Origin of the sequence: Blautia sp. DFI.3.45 (genome assembly GCF_020593505.1) — a bacterium.
GTDB classification, from domain to species: domain Bacteria; phylum Bacillota; class Clostridia; order Lachnospirales; family Lachnospiraceae; genus Blautia_A; species Blautia_A wexlerae.
The window spans coordinates 18,563-41,577 of the sequence record NZ_JAJDMI010000025.1; the positions used below are offsets into that span (position 1 = coordinate 18,563).

At 42.0% G+C, this 23,015-nt stretch carries 20 protein-coding genes, 1 tRNA gene and 4 pseudogenes; 3 read left to right on the forward strand and 22 right to left on the reverse strand.

The window, feature by feature from the left end; translation table 11 throughout:
• Positions 1-6: 6 nt before the first annotated feature.
• Both dnaG and LJE09_RS10260 read right to left on the reverse strand, forming a co-directional pair.
• Positions 7-1,803, reverse strand: coding sequence for a DNA primase (dnaG, locus tag LJE09_RS10255; RefSeq protein ID WP_055053826.1), 1,797 nt, complete (start codon positions 1,801-1,803; stop codon positions 7-9).
• 23 nt (positions 1,804-1,826) lie between these two features.
• Entirely contained in the window at positions 1,827-2,834 is a 1,008-nt protein-coding gene (locus LJE09_RS10260) for a deoxyguanosinetriphosphate triphosphohydrolase (protein WP_055060127.1), read from the reverse strand.
• 197 nt (positions 2,835-3,031) lie between these two features.
• Between LJE09_RS10260 and LJE09_RS10265 the strand changes: the two genes are divergently transcribed.
• Together LJE09_RS10265 and LJE09_RS10270 are read left to right on the forward strand one after the other, a co-directional pair.
• A tRNA-Leu gene (locus LJE09_RS10265) sits at positions 3,032-3,116 on the forward strand.
• A 137-nt stretch (positions 3,117-3,253) separates the two neighbouring features.
• Positions 3,254-4,522, forward strand: a complete 1,269-nt coding sequence (locus LJE09_RS10270; protein ID WP_055060128.1) for a peptidoglycan-binding protein — start codon at positions 3,254-3,256, stop codon at positions 4,520-4,522.
• A gap of 116 nt (positions 4,523-4,638) precedes the next feature.
• Here the strand turns inward: LJE09_RS10270 and LJE09_RS10275 are convergent, their stop codons facing one another.
• From LJE09_RS10275 to LJE09_RS18820, 10 genes and pseudogenes are all read right to left on the reverse strand, one after another.
• Positions 4,639-4,761, reverse strand: coding sequence for a PD-(D/E)XK nuclease domain-containing protein (locus tag LJE09_RS10275; RefSeq protein ID WP_242857138.1), 123 nt, complete (start codon positions 4,759-4,761; stop codon positions 4,639-4,641).
• Positions 4,762-4,851: 90 nt separating this feature from the next.
• Positions 4,852-5,058, reverse strand: coding sequence for a hypothetical protein (locus LJE09_RS19180; RefSeq protein WP_442860828.1), 207 nt, complete (start codon positions 5,056-5,058; stop codon positions 4,852-4,854).
• Positions 5,058-5,228, reverse strand: a pseudogene (locus tag LJE09_RS19185) (flavoprotein); the annotation flags it as partial. The pseudogene LJE09_RS19185 and the gene LJE09_RS19180, both read right to left, overlap by 1 nt.
• Before the next feature lie 154 nt (positions 5,229-5,382).
• Positions 5,383-7,089 (reverse strand): AAA family ATPase, encoded by a 1,707-nt coding sequence (locus LJE09_RS10285; protein WP_022380716.1) that lies wholly within the window; start codon positions 7,087-7,089, stop codon positions 5,383-5,385.
• Positions 7,090-7,426: 337 nt separating this feature from the next.
• A complete protein-coding gene (locus LJE09_RS10290; RefSeq protein ID WP_055060131.1) occupies positions 7,427-8,119 on the reverse strand; it encodes a hypothetical protein in 693 nt (230 codons plus the stop codon).
• Positions 8,120-8,367: 248 nt separating this feature from the next.
• On the reverse strand, positions 8,368-9,099 hold the full coding sequence (locus LJE09_RS10295; protein ID WP_008707651.1) for a DUF554 domain-containing protein: 732 nt from the start codon (positions 9,097-9,099) through the stop codon (positions 8,368-8,370).
• Positions 9,100-9,123: 24 nt separating this feature from the next.
• A complete protein-coding gene (locus LJE09_RS10300; RefSeq protein ID WP_055058722.1) occupies positions 9,124-10,593 on the reverse strand; it encodes a sensor domain-containing diguanylate cyclase in 1,470 nt (489 codons plus the stop codon).
• Between the two features lie 362 nt (positions 10,594-10,955).
• Complete coding sequence (gene rseP, locus LJE09_RS10305; protein ID WP_022380720.1) at positions 10,956-12,251, reverse strand: RIP metalloprotease RseP; 1,296 nt, start codon at positions 12,249-12,251, stop codon at positions 10,956-10,958.
• 1 nt (position 12,252) lies between these two features.
• Positions 12,253-13,395 (reverse strand): 1-deoxy-D-xylulose-5-phosphate reductoisomerase, encoded by a 1,143-nt coding sequence (dxr, locus tag LJE09_RS10310; protein WP_008707653.1) that lies wholly within the window; start codon positions 13,393-13,395, stop codon positions 12,253-12,255.
• A 33-nt stretch (positions 13,396-13,428) separates the two neighbouring features.
• Positions 13,429-13,602: pseudogene (locus LJE09_RS18820) on the reverse strand (DUF6783 domain-containing protein); the annotation flags it as partial.
• Here LJE09_RS18820 and LJE09_RS18825 point away from each other — a divergent pair.
• Positions 13,540-13,707, forward strand: a pseudogene (locus tag LJE09_RS18825) (DUF6783 domain-containing protein). The pseudogenes LJE09_RS18820 and LJE09_RS18825 overlap by 63 nt on opposite strands.
• Here the strand turns inward: LJE09_RS18825 and LJE09_RS10315 are convergent.
• From LJE09_RS10315 to eno, 10 genes and pseudogenes are all read right to left on the reverse strand, one after another.
• Positions 13,670-14,464: a phosphatidate cytidylyltransferase gene (locus LJE09_RS10315; protein ID WP_025580326.1), complete on the reverse strand. Its 795-nt coding sequence runs from the start codon at positions 14,462-14,464 to the stop codon at positions 13,670-13,672. The pseudogene LJE09_RS18825 and the gene LJE09_RS10315 sit on opposite strands and share 38 nt — an antisense overlap.
• 3 nt (positions 14,465-14,467) lie before the next feature.
• Complete coding sequence (locus tag LJE09_RS10320; RefSeq protein ID WP_287638547.1) at positions 14,468-15,196, reverse strand: isoprenyl transferase; 729 nt, start codon at positions 15,194-15,196, stop codon at positions 14,468-14,470.
• A gap of 114 nt (positions 15,197-15,310) precedes the next feature.
• The gene (gene frr / locus LJE09_RS10325; protein ID WP_008707656.1) at positions 15,311-15,862 is read right to left on the reverse strand and encodes a ribosome recycling factor; all 552 of its coding nucleotides are present in this window, start codon (positions 15,860-15,862) and stop codon (positions 15,311-15,313) included.
• Positions 15,863-15,931: 69 nt separating this feature from the next.
• A complete protein-coding gene (gene pyrH, locus LJE09_RS10330; protein WP_008707658.1) occupies positions 15,932-16,627 on the reverse strand; it encodes a UMP kinase in 696 nt (231 codons plus the stop codon).
• 80 nt (positions 16,628-16,707) lie between these two features.
• Positions 16,708-17,808, reverse strand: a complete 1,101-nt coding sequence (locus LJE09_RS10335; protein ID WP_055148928.1) for a hypothetical protein — start codon at positions 17,806-17,808, stop codon at positions 16,708-16,710.
• Positions 17,809-18,186: 378 nt separating this feature from the next.
• Entirely contained in the window at positions 18,187-18,777 is a 591-nt protein-coding gene (locus LJE09_RS10340; RefSeq protein WP_022380724.1) for a cytidylate kinase-like family protein, read from the reverse strand.
• 153 nt (positions 18,778-18,930) lie between these two features.
• Positions 18,931-19,401: an SsrA-binding protein SmpB gene (gene smpB, locus LJE09_RS10345; RefSeq protein ID WP_020993664.1), complete on the reverse strand. Its 471-nt coding sequence runs from the start codon at positions 19,399-19,401 to the stop codon at positions 18,931-18,933.
• Between the two features lie 23 nt (positions 19,402-19,424).
• Complete coding sequence (gene rnr, locus LJE09_RS10350; protein WP_020993663.1) at positions 19,425-21,707, reverse strand: ribonuclease R; 2,283 nt, start codon at positions 21,705-21,707, stop codon at positions 19,425-19,427.
• A 104-nt stretch (positions 21,708-21,811) separates the two neighbouring features.
• Positions 21,812-22,048 (reverse strand): preprotein translocase subunit SecG, encoded by a 237-nt coding sequence (gene secG / locus LJE09_RS10355; protein WP_022380725.1) that lies wholly within the window; start codon positions 22,046-22,048, stop codon positions 21,812-21,814.
• 87 nt (positions 22,049-22,135) lie between these two features.
• Positions 22,136-22,996 (reverse strand): annotated as a pseudogene (gene eno, locus LJE09_RS10360) (phosphopyruvate hydratase); the annotation flags it as partial.
• Between the last annotated feature and the right edge of the window lie 19 nt (positions 22,997-23,015).

Below are 23,015 nucleotides of genomic sequence, written 5' to 3' on the forward strand. Positions count from 1 at the left end.
TTATCCTTATTCGAAAGAAATATGCAGCTGCTGCCGCTTTCTTCCAAGCTCTTCCAGTTCTTTCTTTGCTTTTACAAGTTCCTGCAGTCCCTGTATATCTGTGGGATCCCAGGTTCTGTTTCTCTCTTTCAGACTCTCATCCTTAATCCTGATCACAGCATCCGAGAAAGCCCGGTTCTGTTCCTCCGGAGTCTCCAGATGGATCGTTGCATTAAAAAGGGATGAAACCTCTCTCTGCTCTTCACTGTCAATGAAAGCATTCATCAGCCTTGCAGGATTCACATCGCCATCCCTGTGCTGCTGGTAAAGCATCTCTGCCACCTGCCTGTACAGAGGAACCACGAAATCTGAAGGCTGGATATATTTTTCCACTGTGTCAAATATGCCCGGATAAGTTACCAGCCAGGTAAGCATCAGCTTCTGTGCTTTCTCTGCTGCACTCTCCTTCTTCTTTTGCTGACCTGCTCCCACAGGTTTAGGCTGAATCCTCTGCTCTGCCGGAGTTCCCTTCATTGCAAGAGCTCCGACTCTCTTTTTCAGATTCTCCACACTGATCCCACTGCTTCTGTAATCCTTTACGATTGCTTCTATATAAAGATTTCTCTCCAGTTCATCGGAAAGCTCCAGAAGCATCTGCGCACACCGCTCAAAGAAACGGTTCTGTCCCTGGGGTTCCTCCATTGGAAATTCCCGCTCTGCCATATGTACGCGGAACATAAAGCTGTCCATAGCCTGCTCCAGACGTTTCTCAAACTCTTCTGCTCCAAGTGCCTTGATAAATTCATCCGGATCTTTATGCGGCTTAAGATTTACCACCCTCGAAGAAACACCTGCTTCCCTCAGGATCGGAATGGCACGAAGGGCAGCCCTCACGCCTGCATCATCACTGTCATACAGAAGCAATACCTCCTGAGTGTAACGCTTCAGCAGACTTGCATGTCCGGAAGTAAGTGCCGTTCCCAGCGATGCCACCGCATTGGTAAACCCTGCCTGATGCATGGATATCACATCCATATATCCTTCACACAGGATCAGATAATTTTTTCTCGTGGTTCTTGCAACATTCAGCCCGTACAAATTCCGGCTTTTATCAAAGATCGTAGTCTCCGGCGAGTTCAGGTACTTCGGCTTTCCGTCACCCATCACTCTGCCTCCAAATCCGATCACGCGGTTATTCACATCCATGATCGGGAAAATAACCCTGTTCCAGAACTTATCATACATTCCCCTGCGTTCATCCACATTGAACAGGCCGGAATCCCGCAGCAGTTCGTCACTGTAATTCTTTGACTTCAGATATTTGTACAAATCGTCACTGTACTTATCCGAATATCCCAGGCCAAACTTCCTGATCGTCTCCTCACTGAGTCCTCTGCCTGTCAGATATTCATGTGCCTGTCTGCCACTCTCACGACGCAGCTGATAATAGAAATATCCTGCTGCAAGCTTATTGATCTCCAGAAGGGCAGCCCGACGTTCTGCTTTCTTCTTTGCTTCTCCGGAATATTCAATCTTCGGAAGCTGCACCCCTGCCCTGTCTGCCAGATGCTTCAGTGCCTCCCCAAAGGTATAATTCTCATATTCCATCACAAAATTAAATACATTCCCGCCTGCTCCGCATCCGAAGCAGTAATACATCTGCTTCGCCGGTGTTACCGAAAAAGAGGGAGTTTTCTCATTATGAAACGGACAAAGTCCAAAATAGGTACTTCCTCTTTTGTTCAGCTTCACATACTGGGATACAACATCTACAATATCATTCTTCATCCTGACTTCTTCAATGATATCGTCTGAATAACGCATGCTTCGTCCTCCTTCTTGATCGATTAATAGACTTCCCATGCTTTTGGTATGTAAATCTCCCGGAATTTCCTTATAGAATACTGGTCTGTCATTCCTGAGAGATAGTCACATACTGCCTGTTCCTTCTTCTCTCCACGCACGATCAGCTCCCTGTATTCTTTTGACATTGCTTCCGGGTGTTCGACATAATATTCATATAACTCCGTCAGCATCTTCACTACCTTTTCCTCTTCCTTATGGGCTGCCGGATTCTCATATACATTCTGAAACATGAGAGCCCGCAGATCCATCATTGCCTCGTAGATCTCTGCTGACATCTTTATGGTATCCTGCTCAAGACTGTTCTCTATCACATCATGAACAAATGTATTGAGCCGCTCTCTGGTTGTATAACCGAGCAGCATCCGAAGCGTGACCGGAATATCATCCTCAGAAATAATCCCCGCCCGCTGTGCATCATCCATATCATGATGAATATAGGCGATCTTGTCCGAAAGTCTTACTACCTTTCCTTCGAGAGTAGACGGATTCCCACTGGTTCTGTGATTCAGGATACCATCCCGGACCTCCCATGTGAGATTCAACCCTTCGCCGTTCTTCTCCAGTACCTGTGCAACCCTGACGCTCTGTTTATAGTGGGCAAAGCCATCCGGATTCACTGCATCAAGAGCCCTCTCACCTGCATGTCCAAAGGGCGTATGTCCCAGGTCATGTCCAAGTGCGATCGCTTCTACAAGATCTTCATTCAGTCTCAGTGCCTTCGCTATTGTTCTGGCAATCTGTGATACCTCAAGAGTATGTGTCAGTCTGGTCCTGTAATGATCACCCTGGGGTGCCACAAAAACCTGTGTCTTATCCTTCATCCTGCGAAAAGCTTTACTATGAAGGATCCTGTCCCTGTCTCTCTGATAGACAGTCCGTACATCGCATTCTTCCTCCTGCCGCTCTCTGCCTCTGGAACAAAGACTCAAAGCAGCATAAGGACTGAGCATCTTTTGTTCACGCTGTTCCATGCTTTCTCTGATATTCATAAGCGATACCTCCACAAGCTGACAAAATACCTCTTATTAATTATATTCTACATAAAATTTCAAATTCCTCTTTTTTTCAAAAAAAAATTGAAATTTTTTTATATTTTTTTCAAAAAGGTGTTGACATTAGCTTTTACATTTGATATAGTATCACTTGTCGCGAGGGAGAGCAAAAGAATCCCAAAGAAATGCGATATGCGGAAGTGTCGGAACTGGCAGACGAGCAAGACTAAGGATCTTGTGAGCATTGCGCTCGTGTGGGTTCAAGTCCCATCTTCCGCATTTAAAGAATGAGGAACTATGAGAAGTCATGGTGCCTTATTTTTTTATTCTTTTTTCTACAATAATTCTTTTCTCAGGTAACCATTTTCCGGTCCCCTGCATAATTTATCAGGAAAGCATTATCTACAGGAGCTTGTATGGCTTTTTATCATATGCAGATGCAGCAGGAAAATATAGATACAGGACAATATCAGGTTACCGTATCAGACCGGCTGAACAATCGTCCCATAGAAAACGCACGCGTCAGAATCTCCTACACAGGAGCACCCGACAGTACCATTGAAGAAGTGACAACAGATTCCTCCGGACGCACTCCTGTCATTGAACTTAAGACTCCACCTCTGGAATACAGTATGGAACCGGTTGAACAACAGCCCTACTCAGAATATACCATTCAGATTGAAGCAGAAGGATTTGAACCAAAAGAAATCGCAGGAAGCCAGGTATTAGCAGATACTTTATCCAGACAGCCAACAACGCTGAATGTCATGGAATCCGGCGAAACTTTCCAGAGAATTGTAATTCCTCCGCATACGTTGTTCTATGAATATCCTCCCAAAATCGAAGAAGCCGAGATAAAACCAATAAACGAAAACGGCGAAATCGTATTAAGCAAGGTCGTTGTCCCTGAATATATAGTGGTACACGATGGGCCTGTCAACGATTCCGCTGCAGGCAATTATTATGTACGCTACAAAGATTACATCAAAAATGTAGCCAGCAGCGAAATCTATGCCACCTGGCCCGACGACACCATCCGGGCAAATATTCTGGCTATCATGTCTTTTACTCTGAACAGGGTTTATACGGAATGGTACCGGAACAAAGGTTATGACTTTACGATCACTTCCTCCACTGCCTATGATCACAAATGGATCTATGGCAGGAATATCTTTGCCAGCATTGACCGCATTGTAGATGAATTATTCGAGAATTATCTTTCCAGACCAAATGTACGTCAGCCAATCCTTACCCAGTACTGTGACGGCAAACAGGTACAATGCCGAAACAGAGGCTGGATGACACAATGGGGAAGCAAGGCACTGGGCGATCAGGGATACTCTGCCATTGAAATCCTACGAACTTTTTACGGAAATGATATGTATATCAATGTGGCGGAAGCAATCTCCGGGATTCCCTCCTCCTGGCCGGGATATGATCTGGATATCGGTGCATCCGGAAATAAGGTAAGACAGATTCAGGAACAGTTAAACACAATCGCAGAAGCTTATCCTGCTGTCCCTGTTGTTACCGCAGATGGAATTTACGGACCTGAGACCCAAAATTCCGTCAGGATTTTCCAGAGCATTTTCGGTCTGGACCAGACAGGAATCGTAGATTATCCAACCTGGTACAAAATTCAGGAGATCTACGTGGCAGTCAGCAGGATTGCTGAGTTGCGTTAGGGTTGTAGCAAAGCAGACAAAATATGCGCATCAGCCTGCAAAGAACTGATGCGCAAGAATCTATCACCTATCCCTTTCCCTTTTCAGATATCATCTTTTTAAGATTACCTCATTCCTTATAAATTTTCGACAACTACCTTGCATTTCTTCTTACAAAAAGCAATTCCATATGCCAGAATATCATTTCTGTCCTCATTACGAAGCCGTTCATCATAACGCAGCTCCCGAATCTGGTTCATTGCTTTTTCACAGGCTTTTTCCAGTCCGACATAAACTCCTGATTTCGTTATCTGAAAAAATTATAGCACCATTGTATTTCTATGTTTCTCTTATACGTTTTGACTATATTTTGTCTTCCGTAATTGCAGTTCTTGTTCTAAGTTTTCGAGCAGTTGATCTAATATCCGGATTACGTCCATCAACTGTTCCTTTTCCAGATTATCATAATATACTCCTGCCAGCACAGACACCGGTTGTTTGACAAGTTCCCATATCTGCTCAGCCCATTTTCTTGTAATGATATCTTCTTCCAGCATTCTTTCAAGGTTATATCTGCTGCCCGTAAAACGAGATTATCACTGTACCCGCTTACGATTCCCGCCAGAGTTTTCATACTGCATGGAATCACGATCATTCCCATCGTACGGCAGCTTCCACTCGCCGGACCTGCACCGATGTTATAGTTATCATGTACCTCGTCCGCAAGAGCACTGTCCAAAAGACTGTTACATCACAGAAACATTGCAGAATAATCTTCTATGATATAAAAAGCTCCCCTCAGTATCACAAATAATAATCACTGAGAGGAACTGTAATTTCAGAACAGCAGAGCTGTTTTCTTATTAAGATATCTTCTTAGATTAAGAATTTTCTTTCCCAATCTTAACTTTACAATGTTTCCGATAACAGGCAATGCCATAATTTACAATATTCTTCATCCCGTCACTCTTTAACCTTGCAGCATACTGACGTTGTTCAATCTGTTTCAGAGCTTCTGTACAAGCTGCCTCCATTCTGTCTTCCTGAGCATATTTCATCTCGATCACCACTCCGACACGATTCTCCGGAACTTCCAGTAAAATATCACAATAACCTTCACCAGATTCTATATTCGACCAGACAGCCCAGTTCTCCATATGACTTAGCAGCCCCAGCAAAACTCCATGATAAAAATTTTCTTTTCTTCCCTTAACTGCCGTATCCCGAATACTGATTGTATTCCATAAATAGTCGTTAAACAAATCTTCTATCGTTTCTGCATCTCCATCTGGAAAAGCCATGCATAATTTATCAAGCTTCTTTACATCCTCAGATGACTTTTCCTGAAACCATTCCCTGATCTGAAGTTCAAACAATTCTTTAATTTCTCTGTTAGGAATTGCCAGACGTAACTTTCTGCTGTCTATTCTTTCACGTTGTGTTAAATACCCTGTTGTAAAAAGTATACTCCAAAGATTCTCAATGGATTTATCCAGTTCATTATATGTCAGTTCCTGTTTTATTTCTTTTATAACCGTTTCTCCCGAAATCAGGTTTTCGATTTCATCTCTCGTCTGTTTATTCGCTTTATCTATAAAACGACTCACAATGCTGTTGCTGCTGGTATTAGACCAGAAATCTTCTGGTATCGCATCAGGATCTGCACATAAATTTCTGCAATAACTGATCACGTCCCAGGGACAATACACTGCTTTCTTTCCAAACTGATAACCATCATACCATTCCCTGATTGTTTCATGGTAGTCAGAAAGCCCAAAATATTTCAGCATTTCTGCGACCTCATCATCTGTAAATCCAAAGAACTCATCAAACTGTACACTCGTAATCGAAAAAACATTAAAATTGTTTAATCCTGTAAAAATGCTTTCCTTCGCAATTCTCAGGCATCCCGTAAGTACTGCAAAAAACAGGCTCGAATTTGTCTTCAAAACATTTCCAAACATGTTTCTGATCAAAGATACCATCTCGTCATAATATCCATACTGGAACGCTTTATCTAATGGCACATCATACTCATCAATCAAAAGAACCGCTTTTTTTCCATAATGTTTCTCCAGTAATACAGTTAATATAAGCAGCGCCTTCTCCATTGTGGCATCAGACATTTTGAAATCGCCATGATCATCAACGACAGTCAATGCTTTATAAGAGTTTTTTTCTTCCTCTGTAAGGCGGCTGCTCTCTGCCAGAGCACTAAGTCTCCACGCCTCCATTCCCAGAGTATTCTTCAGCGATTTCCGGGCTGACTCAAAATTTAATCCCTCCACATTCTTCAATGTAAGCGAAATTACCGGAAACTTTCCCATATATTCTTCACACAGTTCTTTTTCACGGGATACCTTCAGTCCATTAAACAGCGATTTATCACATCCGATTTCCAGAAATGACTGCAGCATATTCATATTCAGAGATTTTCCAAAACGGCGAGGACGTGTAAACAGATTCACTTCTCCCCAGTTATGAAGAAGTTCTGTTATCATTTCTGTTTTATCCACATAGTAAAAATTATGCCGGATTATTTTTTCAAAACTATCTATTCCAATTGGCAGTTTCTTTCTGTTCCGCATATTTTTCATCCTCCTTCATTACCAGATTTTGCAAGTCAAACGGATATTCGCAATCCGCATTCGGTTAAAAAATTCCCCGAAAAACAGCTTCCCTGATTTTAGATAATGATAACATGAAACATTTGTAACGTAAAGCAGGAGTTACTGCCACTTCGAGCCCGACTAAGCCAGAAATAATAACAGCAATTTTTATTTCAGACAGGAATTATTTATGCTAAAATATACCTAATTATAACAATTCCGACGTAATTTCCTAAGCATAACAAAACAGCAGCCATTGCGGTACTGTTTAGAGTATCTCACAATGGCTGCCTGTCTGATATCACAATTTCATTTGTTATTTCTTATACCAGAATTTCTTACATTTCACCAGTACCTTTCCATCCGGAGCATCTGTCATCATTCCAATTTTGAACCTGTAATTTTTTGTCTTTCCGGCCGGAATATTTACATTGTAGGTTTTGGTCGGTGTTGCAGTTTCATCCAGTGGTATCTCAAAATACATCGTTACCTTTGTAATCGTATAACTGGAAGTGTTCTGCATACGGGCAGTTATATACAGCTCTCCTGTGTTCGGATTGTACTCATATCCCTTGTAGCTGACTTTGAGCTGGTTTAGCTTAGGTGTCGCTGACTTATACCAGAACGATAAGCATTTTACCTTCGGCGCTTTATATGGCTGCTGAGTCATTTTTCCAATATAAACCGTCTTATTCACTGTCTTTCCGGGATTGATCGTTACACTGAAGGTCTGGGTTATGGTTCCATCCTCCATAATAGGTATCTCATATCCCATCTTCACTTTTGTAATCGTGTAACTCGAAGTATTTTTCAGACTCAGCTTCAGATATAACTTTGCTGTATCATTGTCATATTCGAATCCTCTGTAGGTTACTTTAAGCTGTTTGGCAGTTGGCTTGGCAGCAGCCGATGCTACCCTTGGGAAAAATAAAAGTGCTGCAAATGCCGCCAGAAGAAAAAATGCCAGATAGCTTCTGCTTTTTCTTACAAATCGTTCTTTCATACTCATAAAAATCTCCTCCTCCCTGATACGCTGTTATAGTTTCAGACAAATATCAGGAAATACTTTTGGTACACCTGATACTTTGCTCAGTTTTTTATATATTTACAATACAATATCAGGAAGAAATTTTCTATTAACTATTGGTTAGTTTTTTATAAGCGCCATTACAGTCATCTATAATTTTGATTGTAATTGACCTAAAAAGAAGCAGATCTCCGTTTCTGAACTCAGAAATGAAAATCTGCCAGCTTAACTTATGATACTAACGGCAATATATAATTCACCCAGAAGCATGACATAGGCATGATCAGCACCATCGCCGGTATCATGTCCGCAGTTGGGAAGTTCTTCAGCTTCACCATACGAAAACCGGTTGCAAGCATCAGAAACCCGCCACAGGCTTTAAAGTCATTGATCATGCCCGGCGTAGTCAGCGGAAAAATCGCCGTTGCTGCAAAGAACAGGATCAGGAAAATAATCACCTGCGGAATGGCGATCATACACACTACCATTCCCAGGCTGCAGGCAAAAATAGCTGCTGTAAATAAATCCAGAATAGATTTGGAGATCAGCACTGAATGATCCCCGCTCATTCCGGATACGATAGAGCCATAGATTCCTGTTCCGCTTGCACAGAATAATACGATGATCGTCACCAGTGTATTCATAAACTCATCCTCAGAAAGCTCTGAATTTGAATTCTTGATAAATTTGCCGATCACACGCTGCATAACACCGGCACCGGCATTGATCCTTTCTCCAAGATGAATCGCAAGTCCGATTCCCGTACCGATCACAACAGAAAAAATAACCGCCGGCATATTTTCCATCAGACCGATGGTGCTGATTCCCATTCCCATAGAGCATACCCCGAATACAAGAGTAATATCCTCTTTGAATTTTGGACTTAATTTGTGCCCCACAAAAGCACCCAGGATTCCGCCTATAACTATGGATAATGCATTGATAATTATTCCAATAGGCATAACCTTTTTCTCTCTCCTTTATCTTTATCTTTTTTCTTCTTCGTAAATATTATACCCATCTCTGCCATTCTGTTTTGTCTTATATAATGCAGTATCTGCATTTTTATACAGATCAAGATATCCTGTTCCATGTTCCGGAGCAAATGCCATTCCGGCACTAATGGTAATATTCTTTCCATTCATTTCCGTAAACGATAATTCTTCAACCTTTTTTATCAGACTTTCGATTCTGGAAACAGCAACTTCTCTGCTGTCCGTTTTCCTCATATATACTACAAATTCATCACCACCAATCCTGCCAACAATATCTCCTTCACGAAAATGTTCATGAAGCACTTCACCAAATTTGTGCAGGACTTTGTCCCCTGTAATGTGTCCATATATATCATTTACTTCCTTAAAATGATCCACATCCATGATCACAAAAGTTCCCGGTTCCTGCGGGTGTTCCTGCAGAACATTATGGATCCGTTCTTCTGTACTTCTCTTATTGTACGCGCTGGTCAGTGCATCTGTCTCTGCTGCCTGAATAAGCTGTTTATCCTTTGATCTGTTCTTAACAAATCCCCAAAGGAACAACATGCTTACCATAACACAAAACCCGATTGTAAAAATCAGTTCATATCTTCGTACAAAGTTATAAGATTTCTGCGCTTCAGAAACAGGGATAACATAACAAATCATCCAGTCATTCAATCCCATATCTGTATAGGCCAGATAACGGTCTGAATTATAATCATTTCCAATTCTTATTTTCATCAGTCCATCGGCACCCACTGTAAAATCTTTTTTCACTTCTGTCAGGGACGAATCAAAAATAAGTGTCTGATCATCATAAAATTCAAAGAAGTTATCGCCATATTCAATCTCATGATAGGCAAAATCACCATCATACGCAATAATCTCACCATCACTGGTAGTAATCAGTGTATATCCTACATCTTCAAAGAAATCGTTAAACAGCATACGGCTTAATGCAGTTACGTTATAAGAACCACCCAGAACTCCTATCACTTTTCCGTTTTTCCAGACCGGTACGCCCAGAATTACACGGGTTTCTTTATCTACGCTGCTCTCCAGTGGATCGCTTAGTGTTTCTTTTCCCTCCATTCCTTCCTTAAAATATCTCCTCAAAGATACATTCTTCTCTGCTCCGTTATCATAATGAGCCGTACCATCTGCTTCAATCAGTGCTGTACGCTCTAAAGCAGTTTCCTCTTCAAGCGATATTAACATTTCCATATTTTCATCCGACACAAGTTCTTCGGATTTTCCAATCTCTTTTGCTATACCCCTCAGATATCCATAATGAATATCCAAAATTGCTTTAATATGTTCACTCTGTCTGGAAACATTCGTCTTAATTACTTTCTGCGAGTTACGCTCAATAGAATTCTGCGTGCATACCAGAAATATGCCCAGACTTACTGCTACCGCACACACAAATATAAGAGCAGCAGCTACATACTCAGTGATTTCATTTTTCTTTCTCATAAACATCTCCTTTCACCCCACATTTTTCTGTTTGTCTTTTGTTGGGTTACATTATACACACACTTTCCCGAAACTGCGGTCAAAATACTTTCACTGTTAATCCTCTGTAACAGATTTGTGTAATACATATATCTGTCGCTTAAACCTTCAGGACAATTTTAATATATCAAATCGAACTGTGAAAATCCAGATAAATCGTCAAATTTTCGTCAAAAAAAGACAGACTCTCTATTTTCTTTCAAGATATCTGTCTTTTTAATCATATACATTACATTGGTTCTAAAGTGTGTTTAAACTTTACGCAAGATATGCGTCACATTTTATGGGAGATTTTTTCAAACCCACACTGGTATGCCAGATGATCAGATCAGCTTAACAATATCGTTATACATAACAAATACCATCAGCGCCATCAACAGCATCAGCCCTGCGAAATGGATGCCGCCCTCCACCTGTCTGTTAATCGGTTTTCTGCGGATTGCCTCTATGACAAGGAATACCAGCCGTCCACCGTCCAGTGCCGGAAACGGAAGGAGGTTCATAACTCCAAGGTTTGCAGAGAGCAGAACTGCCAGATTAAGCATATTCATCCACAGGATCATGGTTCCTTCGCTTTTGCTTTCCTCATACGTAGTTCCGATTGCATCCACAATTCCGACCGGACCACTCAGATCTTTCATTCCAAGCTTTCCGCTGACCAGCTCTTTCAGGCTGAGAATCGTTGTACGTACCATATATTTTACTTCTACGGCACCATATTTGACTATATTCAGCCCTTTTGCTTTTTCAGAATACATATTGTAGGTAAATCCTGATTCTGCCGTACGGTATTCTTTTGGTGTAACCGTAATATCATATTCCTGTCCGTCCCTGGAATAGGTAATCTTTACAGACTTTTCTGTCAGCGGATTCTCCTGAATATATTTCTGGTAATCTGCTGCATTTGTAATCTTCACTCCATTAATGGATGTGATCACATCTCCCTGCTGAATCCCTGCTTCCTGCAACGGCATTCCATCCATTACAGATTCCACTGTCATGGCAGAAGTATCATCCCCGTTGAAATTGCAGCCCAGAAGGTATCTCACATTTGTATCCGACTTATAGGAAATGTCCATCTTCTTTCCATCACGCTTAACAGTCAGGTTAATGGTATCTCCCTCTTTCAGCTGGTTCAGATAGGAATATACATAGAGATCTTTTCCCAGATCAATGTGATATCCCTGATAACCGGTAATAATATCTCCCTCTTTCAGTCCTGCCGCCTCAGCCGCAGAACCTTCCTTTACGGAAAGAACTCTGGATGGTTCATATCCTACAGCACCTACAATGATCACAGACAATACAAATGCCATGATAAAGTTAAATACCGGTCCTGCGGCAACTACAGAAATCCTGCCCCACACAGACGCACTGTTAAAAGTTCCCGGTTCATTCTCTATGTCCGTATCCTCCCCCAGCATGGCACAGGAGCCACCGATAGGAAGAAGTTTCAGTGAATATCTGGTATCTCCTTTCTCAAAACTGTAAAGTCTTGGTCCCATTCCCAAAGAGAATTCTGTGACCACGATCTTATTCAGCTTTGCAAAAAGAAAATGTCCCAGCTCATGAAAGAGAATGATTGCACTGAATATGACAATTGCAATAATAATTTTCAATCTACCACCTGCTTTCAATCCAACGATAAGTTTCTTTCTCAATCTCCAGAATCTGATCCAGGTCCGGATCCTTTACTGCTGTATGTCTGCTCATAGACTGCCCGATAATCTCGTAAATATCCAGAAAGCTGATTTTTTTCTGAAGGAATTTGCGGACTGCCAGCTCATTTGCAGCATTAAAAACGGTTGGCATACTGCCGCCTGCCCTTGCCGCTTCCACCGCCATTGGAAGACCTTTAAAAGTTTTCCTGTCCGGCTCCTCAAAGGTGATCTGCTTCAACATATGAAAATCCAGTCTGTCGCCTTTTAAAAATCTTCTGTCCGGGTAGCATAATGCATACTGTATCGGAAGTCTCATATCCGGTGTTCCAAGCTGTGCCATCACTGCACCGTCCTCGAATTCCACCATAGAGTGGATAATACTCTGCGGCTGAACCACAACCTGAATATGATCCAGATCTACATCAAAAAGCCATCTGGCTTCCATAACTTCCAGACCTTTATTTACCAGAGTTGCAGAATCCACTGTAATCTTCTGTCCCATTACCCAGTTCGGATGCTTCAGCGTATCCTCCAGAGTCACCTTCTCCAGATCTGCTGTTTTCTTTCCGCGGAAAGGACCGCCGGATGCAGTGATGAGCAGTTTATGTATCTGCTCTCTTTTCTCTCCATGAAGTGCCTGGAAAATAGCACTGTGCTCGCTGTCTACAGGCAGGATCTGCACACCGAACTGCTTTGCCAGCGGCATGATCAAATGTCCGGCTGTTACCAGTGTTTCCTTATTTGCCAGAGCAATATCCTTACCTGCAAGGATTGCTTCCATAGTTGGTCTGATTCCTATCATTCCTACGATAGCGGTCACCAGAATGTCTGATTCCTCCATTCTGGCAAGTTCGATAAGACCACCCATCTGGCTTACGATTTTTACATCCAGATCCTGCACACGTACTGCCAGATCTCTGGCTGCCTCTTCTTTCCAGACTGCAACAAGTCTGGGATGAAATTCACGTATCTGCTTCTCCAGCATTTCTACATTGCTGCCTGCTGCAAGACCAACTACTTCCAGGTCATCATTTGCACGTACCACATCCAGTGTCTGTGTTCCGATCGAACCTGTAGAACCTAAGACTGCTACTTTTTTCATATTGTACCTCATTTCAATACTTATACAACAATTTTATAAAATTACTTCTGACCTGACAGTTCTCATATCAGAAAATACTGTAAACATGTATATCAGAAGAATATATGCTCCGTTAGAGCGCGTCTGAAAAAGGCTTTCTGCAAGATGTGCGTCACAATTTGTGGGATATTTTGCCCGGATGAGGGCGCCGTAGCGGGCTACGGCAACTGAATTCGGGTGAAATATCCCGTAAAGTGGGGCATGCAGATTGCGGGAATGATTTTTCAGACACGCTCTAGATCTCAATCATCACAAGAGAGAGGAAATAAATAACCGGTGCTGTGAAGATCACACTGTCAAATCTGTCAAGGATTCCTCCATGTCCCGGAATTAATTTTCCATAATCTTTAATCCCCTGATTTCTCTTGATCGCAGATGCAGCCAGATCGCCTACCATGGAAATCAGCGCTCCGATTGCACAGATCACAGCATATTCCAGCATCGGTCCCTGAGTGGCTGCTGCATAGATCACACCAAGAAGTGCAGCTCCTGCCACACCACCCACAGCTCCCTCCACAGATTTCTTAGGGCTGAGGACAGGTGCCATTTTATGTTTACCGATCAGCATTCCCACACAATATGCGCAGGTATCACATCCCCATGAGCACAGAAAGATCAGCCATACGTGGAACTTTCCACCGGGAAGCTCTCTGGTAAGATAAATAAACGACAACATAACTGCCACATACACAATACCAAACAGTGCAGGCATTACCTGCCCTGCCTCATAGGTTGGATAAGTGAACACGTATACAAACATGAGCAGCACAAGTCCGAAAATGATTGCCAGCACTCCATACCTCTCAAAATCAAGCAGTACTGCCAGATAATATAATACTGCGCCTAAATAGCCTGCTACTGCCAGCAGATTTATCTTCTCATCCTGCACCTTCATTGCTCTGTACAATTCTCTCATTCCAATGAGAGAAACCGCAAGAAGTGTGAAAAACAGCACATAATCACCGCTGATAATAGTGGCAAGCGCAATAATCACAAGCAGGATTCCGCTTAAGAGTCTTGTCTTAAACATTCTTTACTCCTCCTTAACTCCGCCGTATCTTCTGTCTCTCTGATTATATTTCTCAATAGCCTTAATCAGCTCTGCTTTATTAAAATCCGGCCATGCCACATCTGTGAAATAAAATTCTGTATAAGCCATCTGCCATAACAGAAAATTGGAAAGTCTCAATTCACCGCTTGTGCGGATCATCAGATCCGGATCAGGGATTCCTGCCGTATCCAGGTAATTGTCAAAAACGTGCTCATCAATTTCTTCCGGCTTTACTTTTCCATCTGCAGCATCCTGAGCAAGTTTGCGGATACCTCTTATGATCTCATCTCTGCTGCCGTAGTTCAATGCGATTTGGAAATAGATTTCATCATATTTCTGAGAATATTGTTCCAGACGTGCAATACTTTCCTGAATATCCTGATCAAATGCCGAAACCTCTCCGATCACCCGGACACGCATTTTGTTCTTATCTGCCAGTTTAATACATTTTTTCAGATAACTTCGGAACAGTTTCATCAGACCGTCCACCTCATCTTTGGAACGTTTCCAGTTCTCTGTGGAAAAAGCATATACAGTCACATATTTAACTCCCAGCTCCTTCATATAGTCACAGACTGTTTCCAGATTTGCACAGCCCTTCACATGTCCGTAACTTCTGGGCATTCCCTTTGCCTTCGCCCAGCGTCCATTACCATCCAGAATAATGGCAATATGATTTGGTACATTCATACTCTTGTTTCCTTTTCTTATCCTGTTATTCCTTTAACCTTACTGTCTCATCATAATGAACCACAGTTTCCGGTCCATTATCTCATTCAGATAAAAAGAGAGCCCGCATTCATGGAGCTCTCCTTTTCGTTTCCCTTATACGGTCATGATTTCTTTGCTCTTTGCATCCACTGCCGCATCAACTTCTTTGATATATTTATCTGTGCTCTTCTGGATTTTCTCCTCAAGTTCTTTGATCTCATCCTCAGATACATCCTGTTTTGCAAGTTTCTTAAATGCATCATTTGCATCACGACGAATGTTGCGGACTGCTACTTTGGCTGCTTCGCCTTTTTTCTTGACATCTTTAACCAGTTCCTTACGGCGTTCCTCTGTAAGTTCCGGGAATACAAGGCGGATTACTTTACCATCGTTGCTTGGATTTAATCCAAGGTCAGAGGTAAGGATTGCTTTCTCAATTCCTTTGATCAGGCTGCTTTCCCATGGCTGGATCTGGATCATACGAGCTTCCGGGACAGTGATATTTGCCACCTGCTGAAGAGGTGTCGGAGCTCCGTAATAATCTACGGCGAGTTTGTCAAGGATATGCGGGTTCGCACGTCCTGCACGAATTGTAACCAGTTCGCTCTCAAGGCTTGCCAGTGTCTTTTTCATTTTCTCTTCATATTTCTGAATTCTCTCATCCATTAGGTTCGTCTCCCTCTTTTTATAGTTTTTATATTACACTTTCTCTGTAAACTGACTTATAAGCCTTACTTATACAGTAACCTTAGTTCCGACAAATTTGCCATGTACTGCATTGATGATGCTGTCTTTTTCATCCAGTGCAAATACCAGCATCGGCATCTTCTGTTCCATACACATGATCGATGCTGTCAGATCCATAGCTGCCAGTTTCTTTGCAACTACTTCTTCAATGGAAATTTCATCATATTTTACTGCATTCGGGTTTGTCTTCGGATCACTGTCATAAATTCCGTCAACAGCTTTTGCAAGAAGGATTGCTTCTGCTTCGATCTCTACTGCGCGAAGTACAGTGGCTGTATCTGTGGAGAAGTAAGGATGTCCTGTACCGCCTGCAAAGAATACGATCTTGCCCTGTGCAAAGCTTGCTTCCACTGCATCCTTAGAGTAAAGGCTTGTAAATGCACCGCATACAAATGGTGTAAAGATTTCTGTCTTTAATCCAAGGTATCTGCAGATATCAGATACATAAATACAGTTCATAACTGTTGCAAGCATACCAATCTGATCAGCCTTATTCCTGTCGATAGTCTCACTGGTGCGTCCTCTCCAGAAATTACCTCCGCCGATCACGATGCCGATTTCCAGTCCTTCCTCAGCAATTGTCCTGATCTGCTTTGCAACTTCAATAACAGTCGCCTCGTCAAATCCGGTCTTCTTTTCACCGGCAAGGGCTTCACCGCTTAATTTTAATAATACACGTTTCATAGTAACTGTCTCCTGAAATTAATTTTATCGCAGGTAACAGAGGATCGGAATACCTCCTCTGTTACATTCGTAGTTCTATTCTACCATATTCCGGCAACAATTTCATTACCATTTTCATCAACTGTTGTAGAAACTGTGAAATTGCTGTAATAATGGAATCCTGTTTTACCTGTCTCAGGATCATCCTCATAGCTGCTGCCCTGTGGAGAACCGCATGCGCCTTCCAGTGCATCCAGAGACTGACCGATATACTGTTCTGCTGTGGAAATCATATCGCCGCCATTTCCCGGATCATCGTTACTGCCCGGATCATCATTAGTACCCGGATCGTCTGAGTTTCCTCCATTGCCCGGATCATCTGAACTATCCCCGGTTCCATTGCCACTGTTATTATTCTGATCAGAACTGTTGTTACTATCTGTGGAATCTGAATCATCTGCAGAATTCTTATCACTGTCGTCTGTGGAATCTGATTCAGACTCACTGTCATCTGTAATTCCAAGACGTTCCTTTACCGCATCAAGCGTGGATACTTCTTTTGTTGATGTACCTGTCAGATATTTTGCATATGGGATCGCATCATCATCTGTGCCATCCATACATAACGTAATCTGCGAAATTGTTCCAAGCGGAATATCGCGGAAAAAGCATTCATTCTTGTCCTCATCAGCATATGCAATACGGATATCATAGGAAGCTGTACTCTTGTTGGATGTTGTCTGTGTATCTGTTGTCTGTGTATCTGATGTCTGTGTATTTGCAGTCTGTGTATTTGCAGTCTGTGTATTTGCAGTCTGCATATAATACAGTGCCTTGTCCTTATCTGTCAGGGTAAACATTCCATTGATGAGATCATCTCCCCATCCTCCATCCTCGTCTGCATCATAATCCTCACTGTCTTCATCCACATGAGTCCGGATATAGAGTGACTGGATGTCATCCCCTGTATTATTTACAAACACAATCTTAGATGCTGTGGAAGTTTTCTCCCCCATTACATTCTTTATGTCTTCATCTGCTGTCTGCTGCATATCCACCATATCGACTGCCTTGGTTACTTCAGGAGTCGGGGTAGCTGTTACCTCTACAGGTGCTGTCTCTGTTGTCTTTTTCTTACCACATCCGGCAGCTGCCACTGTCATTACTAACAGACCTGCCAGTATTAAATAACGTTTCTTCATAATATATTCCCTCCTGCTATATGGAATATCTTTTTTCTTTTTAACAATGTCATTTTTTCAATTCCCTATTATTGCAGAGTATCGAAAACTTGTCAACTAAGCCTCTGCCGATTTCATACAATTTTAAGACTTTCAGGTTTTTAAAGTTTCTGCCTGCGGACGCATTCTTATGAAAAAATCACATTTTTCCTACTTCATATTATTGCACAAAAGGAAACGCTCACTGTAATCAGCGGATACTCACCAGAAAGGATGTTACTGTGACTTTCACTCGCAAAAAACACCTCGCGGAATATTACCAGTGAACAGTAACGAAAGGACTACCATGTTGCTCTGGCAGTCCTTTCTCATCTCTTTGTGGTCATATTTAATATATTTCTATCCTGCCAGCTTCATCAGAAGTTCCACGCATTCTTCCTCTGATAAAACCGAAGTATTCAGGCAGATATCATAATTTTCCATTTTTCCCCATTCATGTCCTGTATAAAAGTTATAATAATCTCTTCTCTGACGGTCTTTATATGCAATCCTGTCAAGTGCTTCCTCCTGAGAAATATGCTTATTTTTCTTAATCCGTTTAATACGGTCTTCCATATCAGATGCATAAATATACACGCGAAGCAGCTGATTATCATCCTTCAGAATCTGGTCTGCACATCTTCCCACAAAAATACATGGACCTTCCTGTGCCAGGCGCTTCACTGTCTCTTTCTGCGCATGAAACATCTTCTCCGGAATCGTCAGGCGTTTTTTATCCTGCGATTCTTCTGACATCATTACTCCGATTGCATAAAGAAGACTGGTCTTGCCTTTAAATTCATTGATGATTTCCTGACTGATTCCATGCCTCTCTGCTTCCTTCGGCAAAAATTTACTGTCGTAACAGGGAACTCCCATTTTTTCTGAAAGCAAAGCTGCAATATATCTTCCACCGCTTCCATACTGTCTGCTGATCGTGATTGTTTTCATAGGGCACCACTCCTTTCAGCTCATCTGCCTGAAAATGAATTGTTATTTTTTTATCTATATGATAGATTATAAGAATTTTCGAATATTTTTGCAATATCCATTAATTTTTTCATAACATTTCACAATTTTGAGCCAAAGGATTTAGTAATATTATCAATATAGATTCTTAACCTTAAATTCACGCTCTGCTTCTCTTCTCTGGTCTTTCTTTGCGATATCCTGTCTCTTGTCATAAAGTTTCTTGCCTCGAGCCATTCCAATTTCCACTTTTACCAGACTGTCTTTGAAATAAACTTTCAGAGGTACTAAAGTTAACCCTTTTTCTTTGAGCTTTGCTTCAATCTTATTGATCTCATATCTGTGAAGCAGAAGCTTACGGATTCTCAACGGGTCTTTGTTGAAAATATTGCCTTTTTCATAAGGGCTGATATGCATTCCGTAGATGTAAACCTCTCCGTTCTCTACACGGATAAAGGATTCCTTGATGCTGCATTTGCCCATACGCAGGGATTTTACTTCTGTTCCTGCAAGGGCAATACCGGCTTCATAAGTATCTTCTATAAAATAATCATGAAATGCCTTTTTATTATTGGCAATCAGCTTCATTCCTTTTTTCTTTGCCATAATATCCTCCAAGCCATTTTTATTTAATTCTCTTCTTCATCATTCCAGATATCAGCAACCAGCTCAAAATCTACTGTTTTGAGCATTTTATCTGCATCTGCCACACGGACACAGACTTTATCTCCCAATTTGTAGACTTTCTTTGTCATCTCTCCGCGGAGTTCGTAGGTTTCCTGGTCGAAGATATAGTAGTCATCCCGCAGAGTGTTGACATGTACCAGACCTTCTACTGTATTTGGGAGTTCTACGTAAAGCCCCCATCCGGTAACGCCTGAGATAATTCCCTCGAATTCCTCTCCCAGATGGTAGGACATATATTCTGCTTTCTTCAGCTTGTCTGATTCACGTTCTGCCTCATCTGCACGGCGTTCACATACACTGGACTGTCTCGCAACTTCATCAAGGATTTCAGCATAGTGTTCGGTTCTGCCTTCACGCATCAGTCTGCCTCGTAAGTTATCCTTAATGATCCTGTGGATCTGCAGATCAGGGTATCTTCTGATCGGAGATGTAAAATGGCAGTAATATTTTGCTGCCAGTCCAAAGTGACCGCTGCATTCTGTTGTATATTTCGCCTGTTTCATGGAACGCAGCACCAGACGGCTGATCATTGCTTCATTCGGAAGCCCTTCGATACTTTCGATGATTTGCTGAATTTCTTTTGGAGTGATCTCTTCTTTTGCTTTCTGAATCTTCACACCCTGATTGTGAAGTAATGTCAGAAGACTCTCCACTTTCTCCGGATCCGGATTATCATGGGTTCTGTATACAAACGGAATCTCTTCTGTGCAGTATTCCTGTGCCACAGTCTCATTTGCCATCAGCATGAAATCTTCAATGATTTTGGTTGCCACATTTGCTTCATATGGCTTAACATCGATTGCTTTTCCTGCTGCATTAAGAATAATCTTGCTCTCCGGAAAATCAAAGTCAATGGAACCCCTGTGATGACGGCTGTTTCGTAAGATTCCGGACAGTTCTTTCATCATAAAGAACATCGGGATAAGTGCCTCATACCGTTTCTTTGCTTCTTCGTCTGTGTCCTCAAGAATATTCTTTACATCAGTATAGCACATTCTCTCATTTACGTTAATCACTGTTTCCGCGATCTGATGGGAAACTACCTTACCCTTTTCGTTAATGTCCATCAGGCAGCTCAACGCCAGTCTGTCCTCTCCCTGATTCAGAGAACAGATTCCATTGGAAAGACGTTCCGGCAACATTGGCACAACGCGGTCTGCCAGATAAACACTGGTTCCACGTTTCAGTGCTTCCCTGTCCAGAGCACTGTTGTACTGTACATAGTTGCTTACATCTGCGATATGGACTCCCAGATGGTAAATGTCCCCCTCTTTTGTCAGGGAAATCGCATCATCCAGGTCTTTGGCATCTTCGCCATCAATAGTGACTGTCTGCAGATGTCTCAGATCCAGTCTTCCATCTCTGTCTGCATCCAGCACATGATCCGGAACACGCTGAGCCTGCTTCATTACTTTCTCAGGAAATTCACTTGGGATTCCGAAGCTCTTGACGATTGCCAGGATATCTGTACCCGGTGTTCGGATATTTCCCAGATTCTCCTTAATTTTTCCTTCAGGATTCTTATTTCCGGAACCATAATCTGTAATCACCACGATTACTTTATCACCATTTTTTATTCCTGCCGCTTCTTTTCTCGGAATGAAGATATCTTTGGAAAATTTCGGATTATCACTGATCACAAAACCGAAATCCCGATTTAACTGATAAGTTCCTACAATTTCAGGCATACCACGCTCTAGAACCTTCACAACTACGCCTTCCTGGCGTTTTCCCTCTTTTTTGTCATTTCTGATGATGATCCTTACTTTATCCTGATGCATAGCTGTTCCTGTATCACTTTCAGGAATAAAGATATCCTCATCCTGCCCTTCAATTTCTACGAAGCCGAAACCTTTGGGATGTCCGATGAATGTTCCCTCAGCCTGGATTCCCTCCGGCTGCTCTTTTTTATTTTTATCTTTTTTATTTTTATCTTTCTTCTTTCTGCCATACTCTGATCCGTATTCTTCTCTTCGGTCATCGTAATAACGGTCATCTTTTTTCTTTTTCCATTTTCCTTTGACCTTTTCATATCTGCCCTTGCGGTCTACAGATACCTTTCCTTCCTCGCAAAGTTCGTCCAGAACATCATACAGCTCTCTTTTCTCTTCTTTTGAAAGTCTCAGAAGAGAAGAAATCTCGCGGAGTCTCATTGGCTGATAAATAGGATCTCCCATCAGTTCCAGGATAAACTTTTTTCTTCTGTCCATATCTTTTTTACTCATATTACTCCTCACAGCCTCCGCAGAGGACTTTTATCTGATTCAGCTCTTTATGACACAAAAAACACTCTTGCACATAACAAGAGTGTTTCAAATTTCTTTTCTGATTAACCAAGCATATTTAATGCTACAGAAATTACAAAAAATAAAGTTCCCATAATAGTGGTTGCCTTAACAAGTCCGCCCTCCATGGAACGACCTTTGTTCTTACCCCAGTATGTTTCTGCTGCTCCGGCGATAGCACCAAGTCCCTGCTGCTTACCTTCCTGCATAAGAACTACTACTGTAAGAGCGATGCAATCTATTATGAAAATGACACTCAGAATGATCTTAATAATCTGCACTTCGTTACACCTCCTAATCAACTGAGTTTCATTGTAACATAGCCGGATGGGGATTTCAACCACAATTCAGAGTTTTTGTCAGGTTTCTTAACAATTTTTTTCATTTTCTTTAAAAGGATTTTCATACACTGCCAGTTCTCCCAATGCCTCATGGATACGAAGAAGCTGATTATATTTGGCATTTCGGTCCGAACGGCAGGGTGCACCTGTCTTAATCTGGCCGGCACCTGTGGCAACTGCCAGATCTGCGATAAATGAATCTTCCGATTCTCCTGATCTGTGAGAAATTACTGCCCTGTATCCCGCTTTCTGTGCCATTTCCACTGCATCCAATGCTTCTGAAAGTGTTCCTATCTGGTTTAATTTTATCAGAATGGCATTTGCCGCTCCCAGTTTGATACCACATGCAAGACGTTTGATATTCGTGACAAACAGATCATCACCTACGAGCTGTATTTTGTCTCCCAGTCTTTTTGTCATCTGTTTCCAGCCTTCCCAGTCATCTTCCTCAAGTCCATCTTCAATGGAAACAATCGGGAACTTCTCTGCAAGTTTTTCATAATATTCTATCATCTCGCCGGAATCCCTGAGAACTTCTTCCCCTTTCATTTTTCCTTCTCCGGGGAAAACATAAACGCCTCTTTCTTCATCGTACAGTTCACTTGCCGCAGCATCAATTGCAATGCTGATATCCTTTCCGGGTTCATACCCTGCCTTTTTTACTGCTTCCAGAATCACTTCCAGGACGCTTTCTGAATCGGAAAGATCCGGTGCGAAACCTCCCTCATCCCCGACTGCTGTTGACAGACCTTTTTGTTTCAGGATAATTCTGAGAAACTGGTATACTTCCGCACACATTCGGATCGCCTGCTCCATATTTTCCGCTCCCGTCGGCATGATCATGAATTCCTGTAAATCCACCGTATTGTCAGCGTGACGTCCCCCTTGTGTCAAGCTAATGACACAA

What these genes read in the sequence shown, in the direction of transcription:
- dnaG (WP_055053826.1), bottom strand. Translation starts at nt 1,803, where the DNA reads ATGCGTTATTCAGACGATATCATTGAAGAAGTCAGGATGAAGAATGAT.
- LJE09_RS10260 (WP_055060127.1), bottom strand. Translation starts at nt 2,834, where the DNA reads ATGAATATCAGAGAAAGCATGGAACAGCGTGAACAAAAGATGCTCAGT.
- LJE09_RS10270 (WP_055060128.1), top strand. Translation starts at nt 3,254, where the DNA reads ATGGCTTTTTATCATATGCAGATGCAGCAGGAAAATATAGATACAGGA.
- LJE09_RS10275 (WP_242857138.1), bottom strand. Translation starts at nt 4,761, where the DNA reads ATGAACCAGATTCGGGAGCTGCGTTATGATGAACGGCTTCGTAATGAG.
- LJE09_RS19180 (WP_442860828.1), bottom strand. Translation starts at nt 5,058, where the DNA reads ATGCTGGAAGAAGATATCATTACAAGAAAATGGGCTGAGCAGATATGG.
- LJE09_RS10285 (WP_022380716.1), bottom strand. Translation starts at nt 7,089, where the DNA reads ATGCGGAACAGAAAGAAACTGCCAATTGGAATAGATAGTTTTGAAAAA.
- LJE09_RS10290 (WP_055060131.1), bottom strand. Translation starts at nt 8,119, where the DNA reads ATGAGTATGAAAGAACGATTTGTAAGAAAAAGCAGAAGCTATCTGGCA.
- LJE09_RS10295 (WP_008707651.1), bottom strand. Translation starts at nt 9,099, where the DNA reads ATGCCTATTGGAATAATTATCAATGCATTATCCATAGTTATAGGCGGA.
- LJE09_RS10300 (WP_055058722.1), bottom strand. Translation starts at nt 10,593, where the DNA reads ATGAGAAAGAAAAATGAAATCACTGAGTATGTAGCTGCTGCTCTTATA.
- dxr (WP_008707653.1), bottom strand. Translation starts at nt 13,395, where the DNA reads ATGAAAAAAGTAGCAGTCTTAGGTTCTACAGGTTCGATCGGAACACAG.
- LJE09_RS10315 (WP_025580326.1), bottom strand. Translation starts at nt 14,464, where the DNA reads ATGTTTAAGACAAGACTCTTAAGCGGAATCCTGCTTGTGATTATTGCG.
- frr (WP_008707656.1), bottom strand. Translation starts at nt 15,862, where the DNA reads ATGGATGAGAGAATTCAGAAATATGAAGAGAAAATGAAAAAGACACTG.
- pyrH (WP_008707658.1), bottom strand. Translation starts at nt 16,627, where the DNA reads ATGAAACGTGTATTATTAAAATTAAGCGGTGAAGCCCTTGCCGGTGAA.
- LJE09_RS10335 (WP_055148928.1), bottom strand. Translation starts at nt 17,808, where the DNA reads ATGAAGAAACGTTATTTAATACTGGCAGGTCTGTTAGTAATGACAGTG.
- LJE09_RS10340 (WP_022380724.1), bottom strand. Translation starts at nt 18,777, where the DNA reads ATGAAAACAATCACGATCAGCAGACAGTATGGAAGCGGTGGAAGATAT.
- smpB (WP_020993664.1), bottom strand. Translation starts at nt 19,401, where the DNA reads ATGGCAAAGAAAAAAGGAATGAAGCTGATTGCCAATAATAAAAAGGCA.
- rnr (WP_020993663.1), bottom strand. Translation starts at nt 21,707, where the DNA reads ATGAGTAAAAAAGATATGGACAGAAGAAAAAAGTTTATCCTGGAACTG.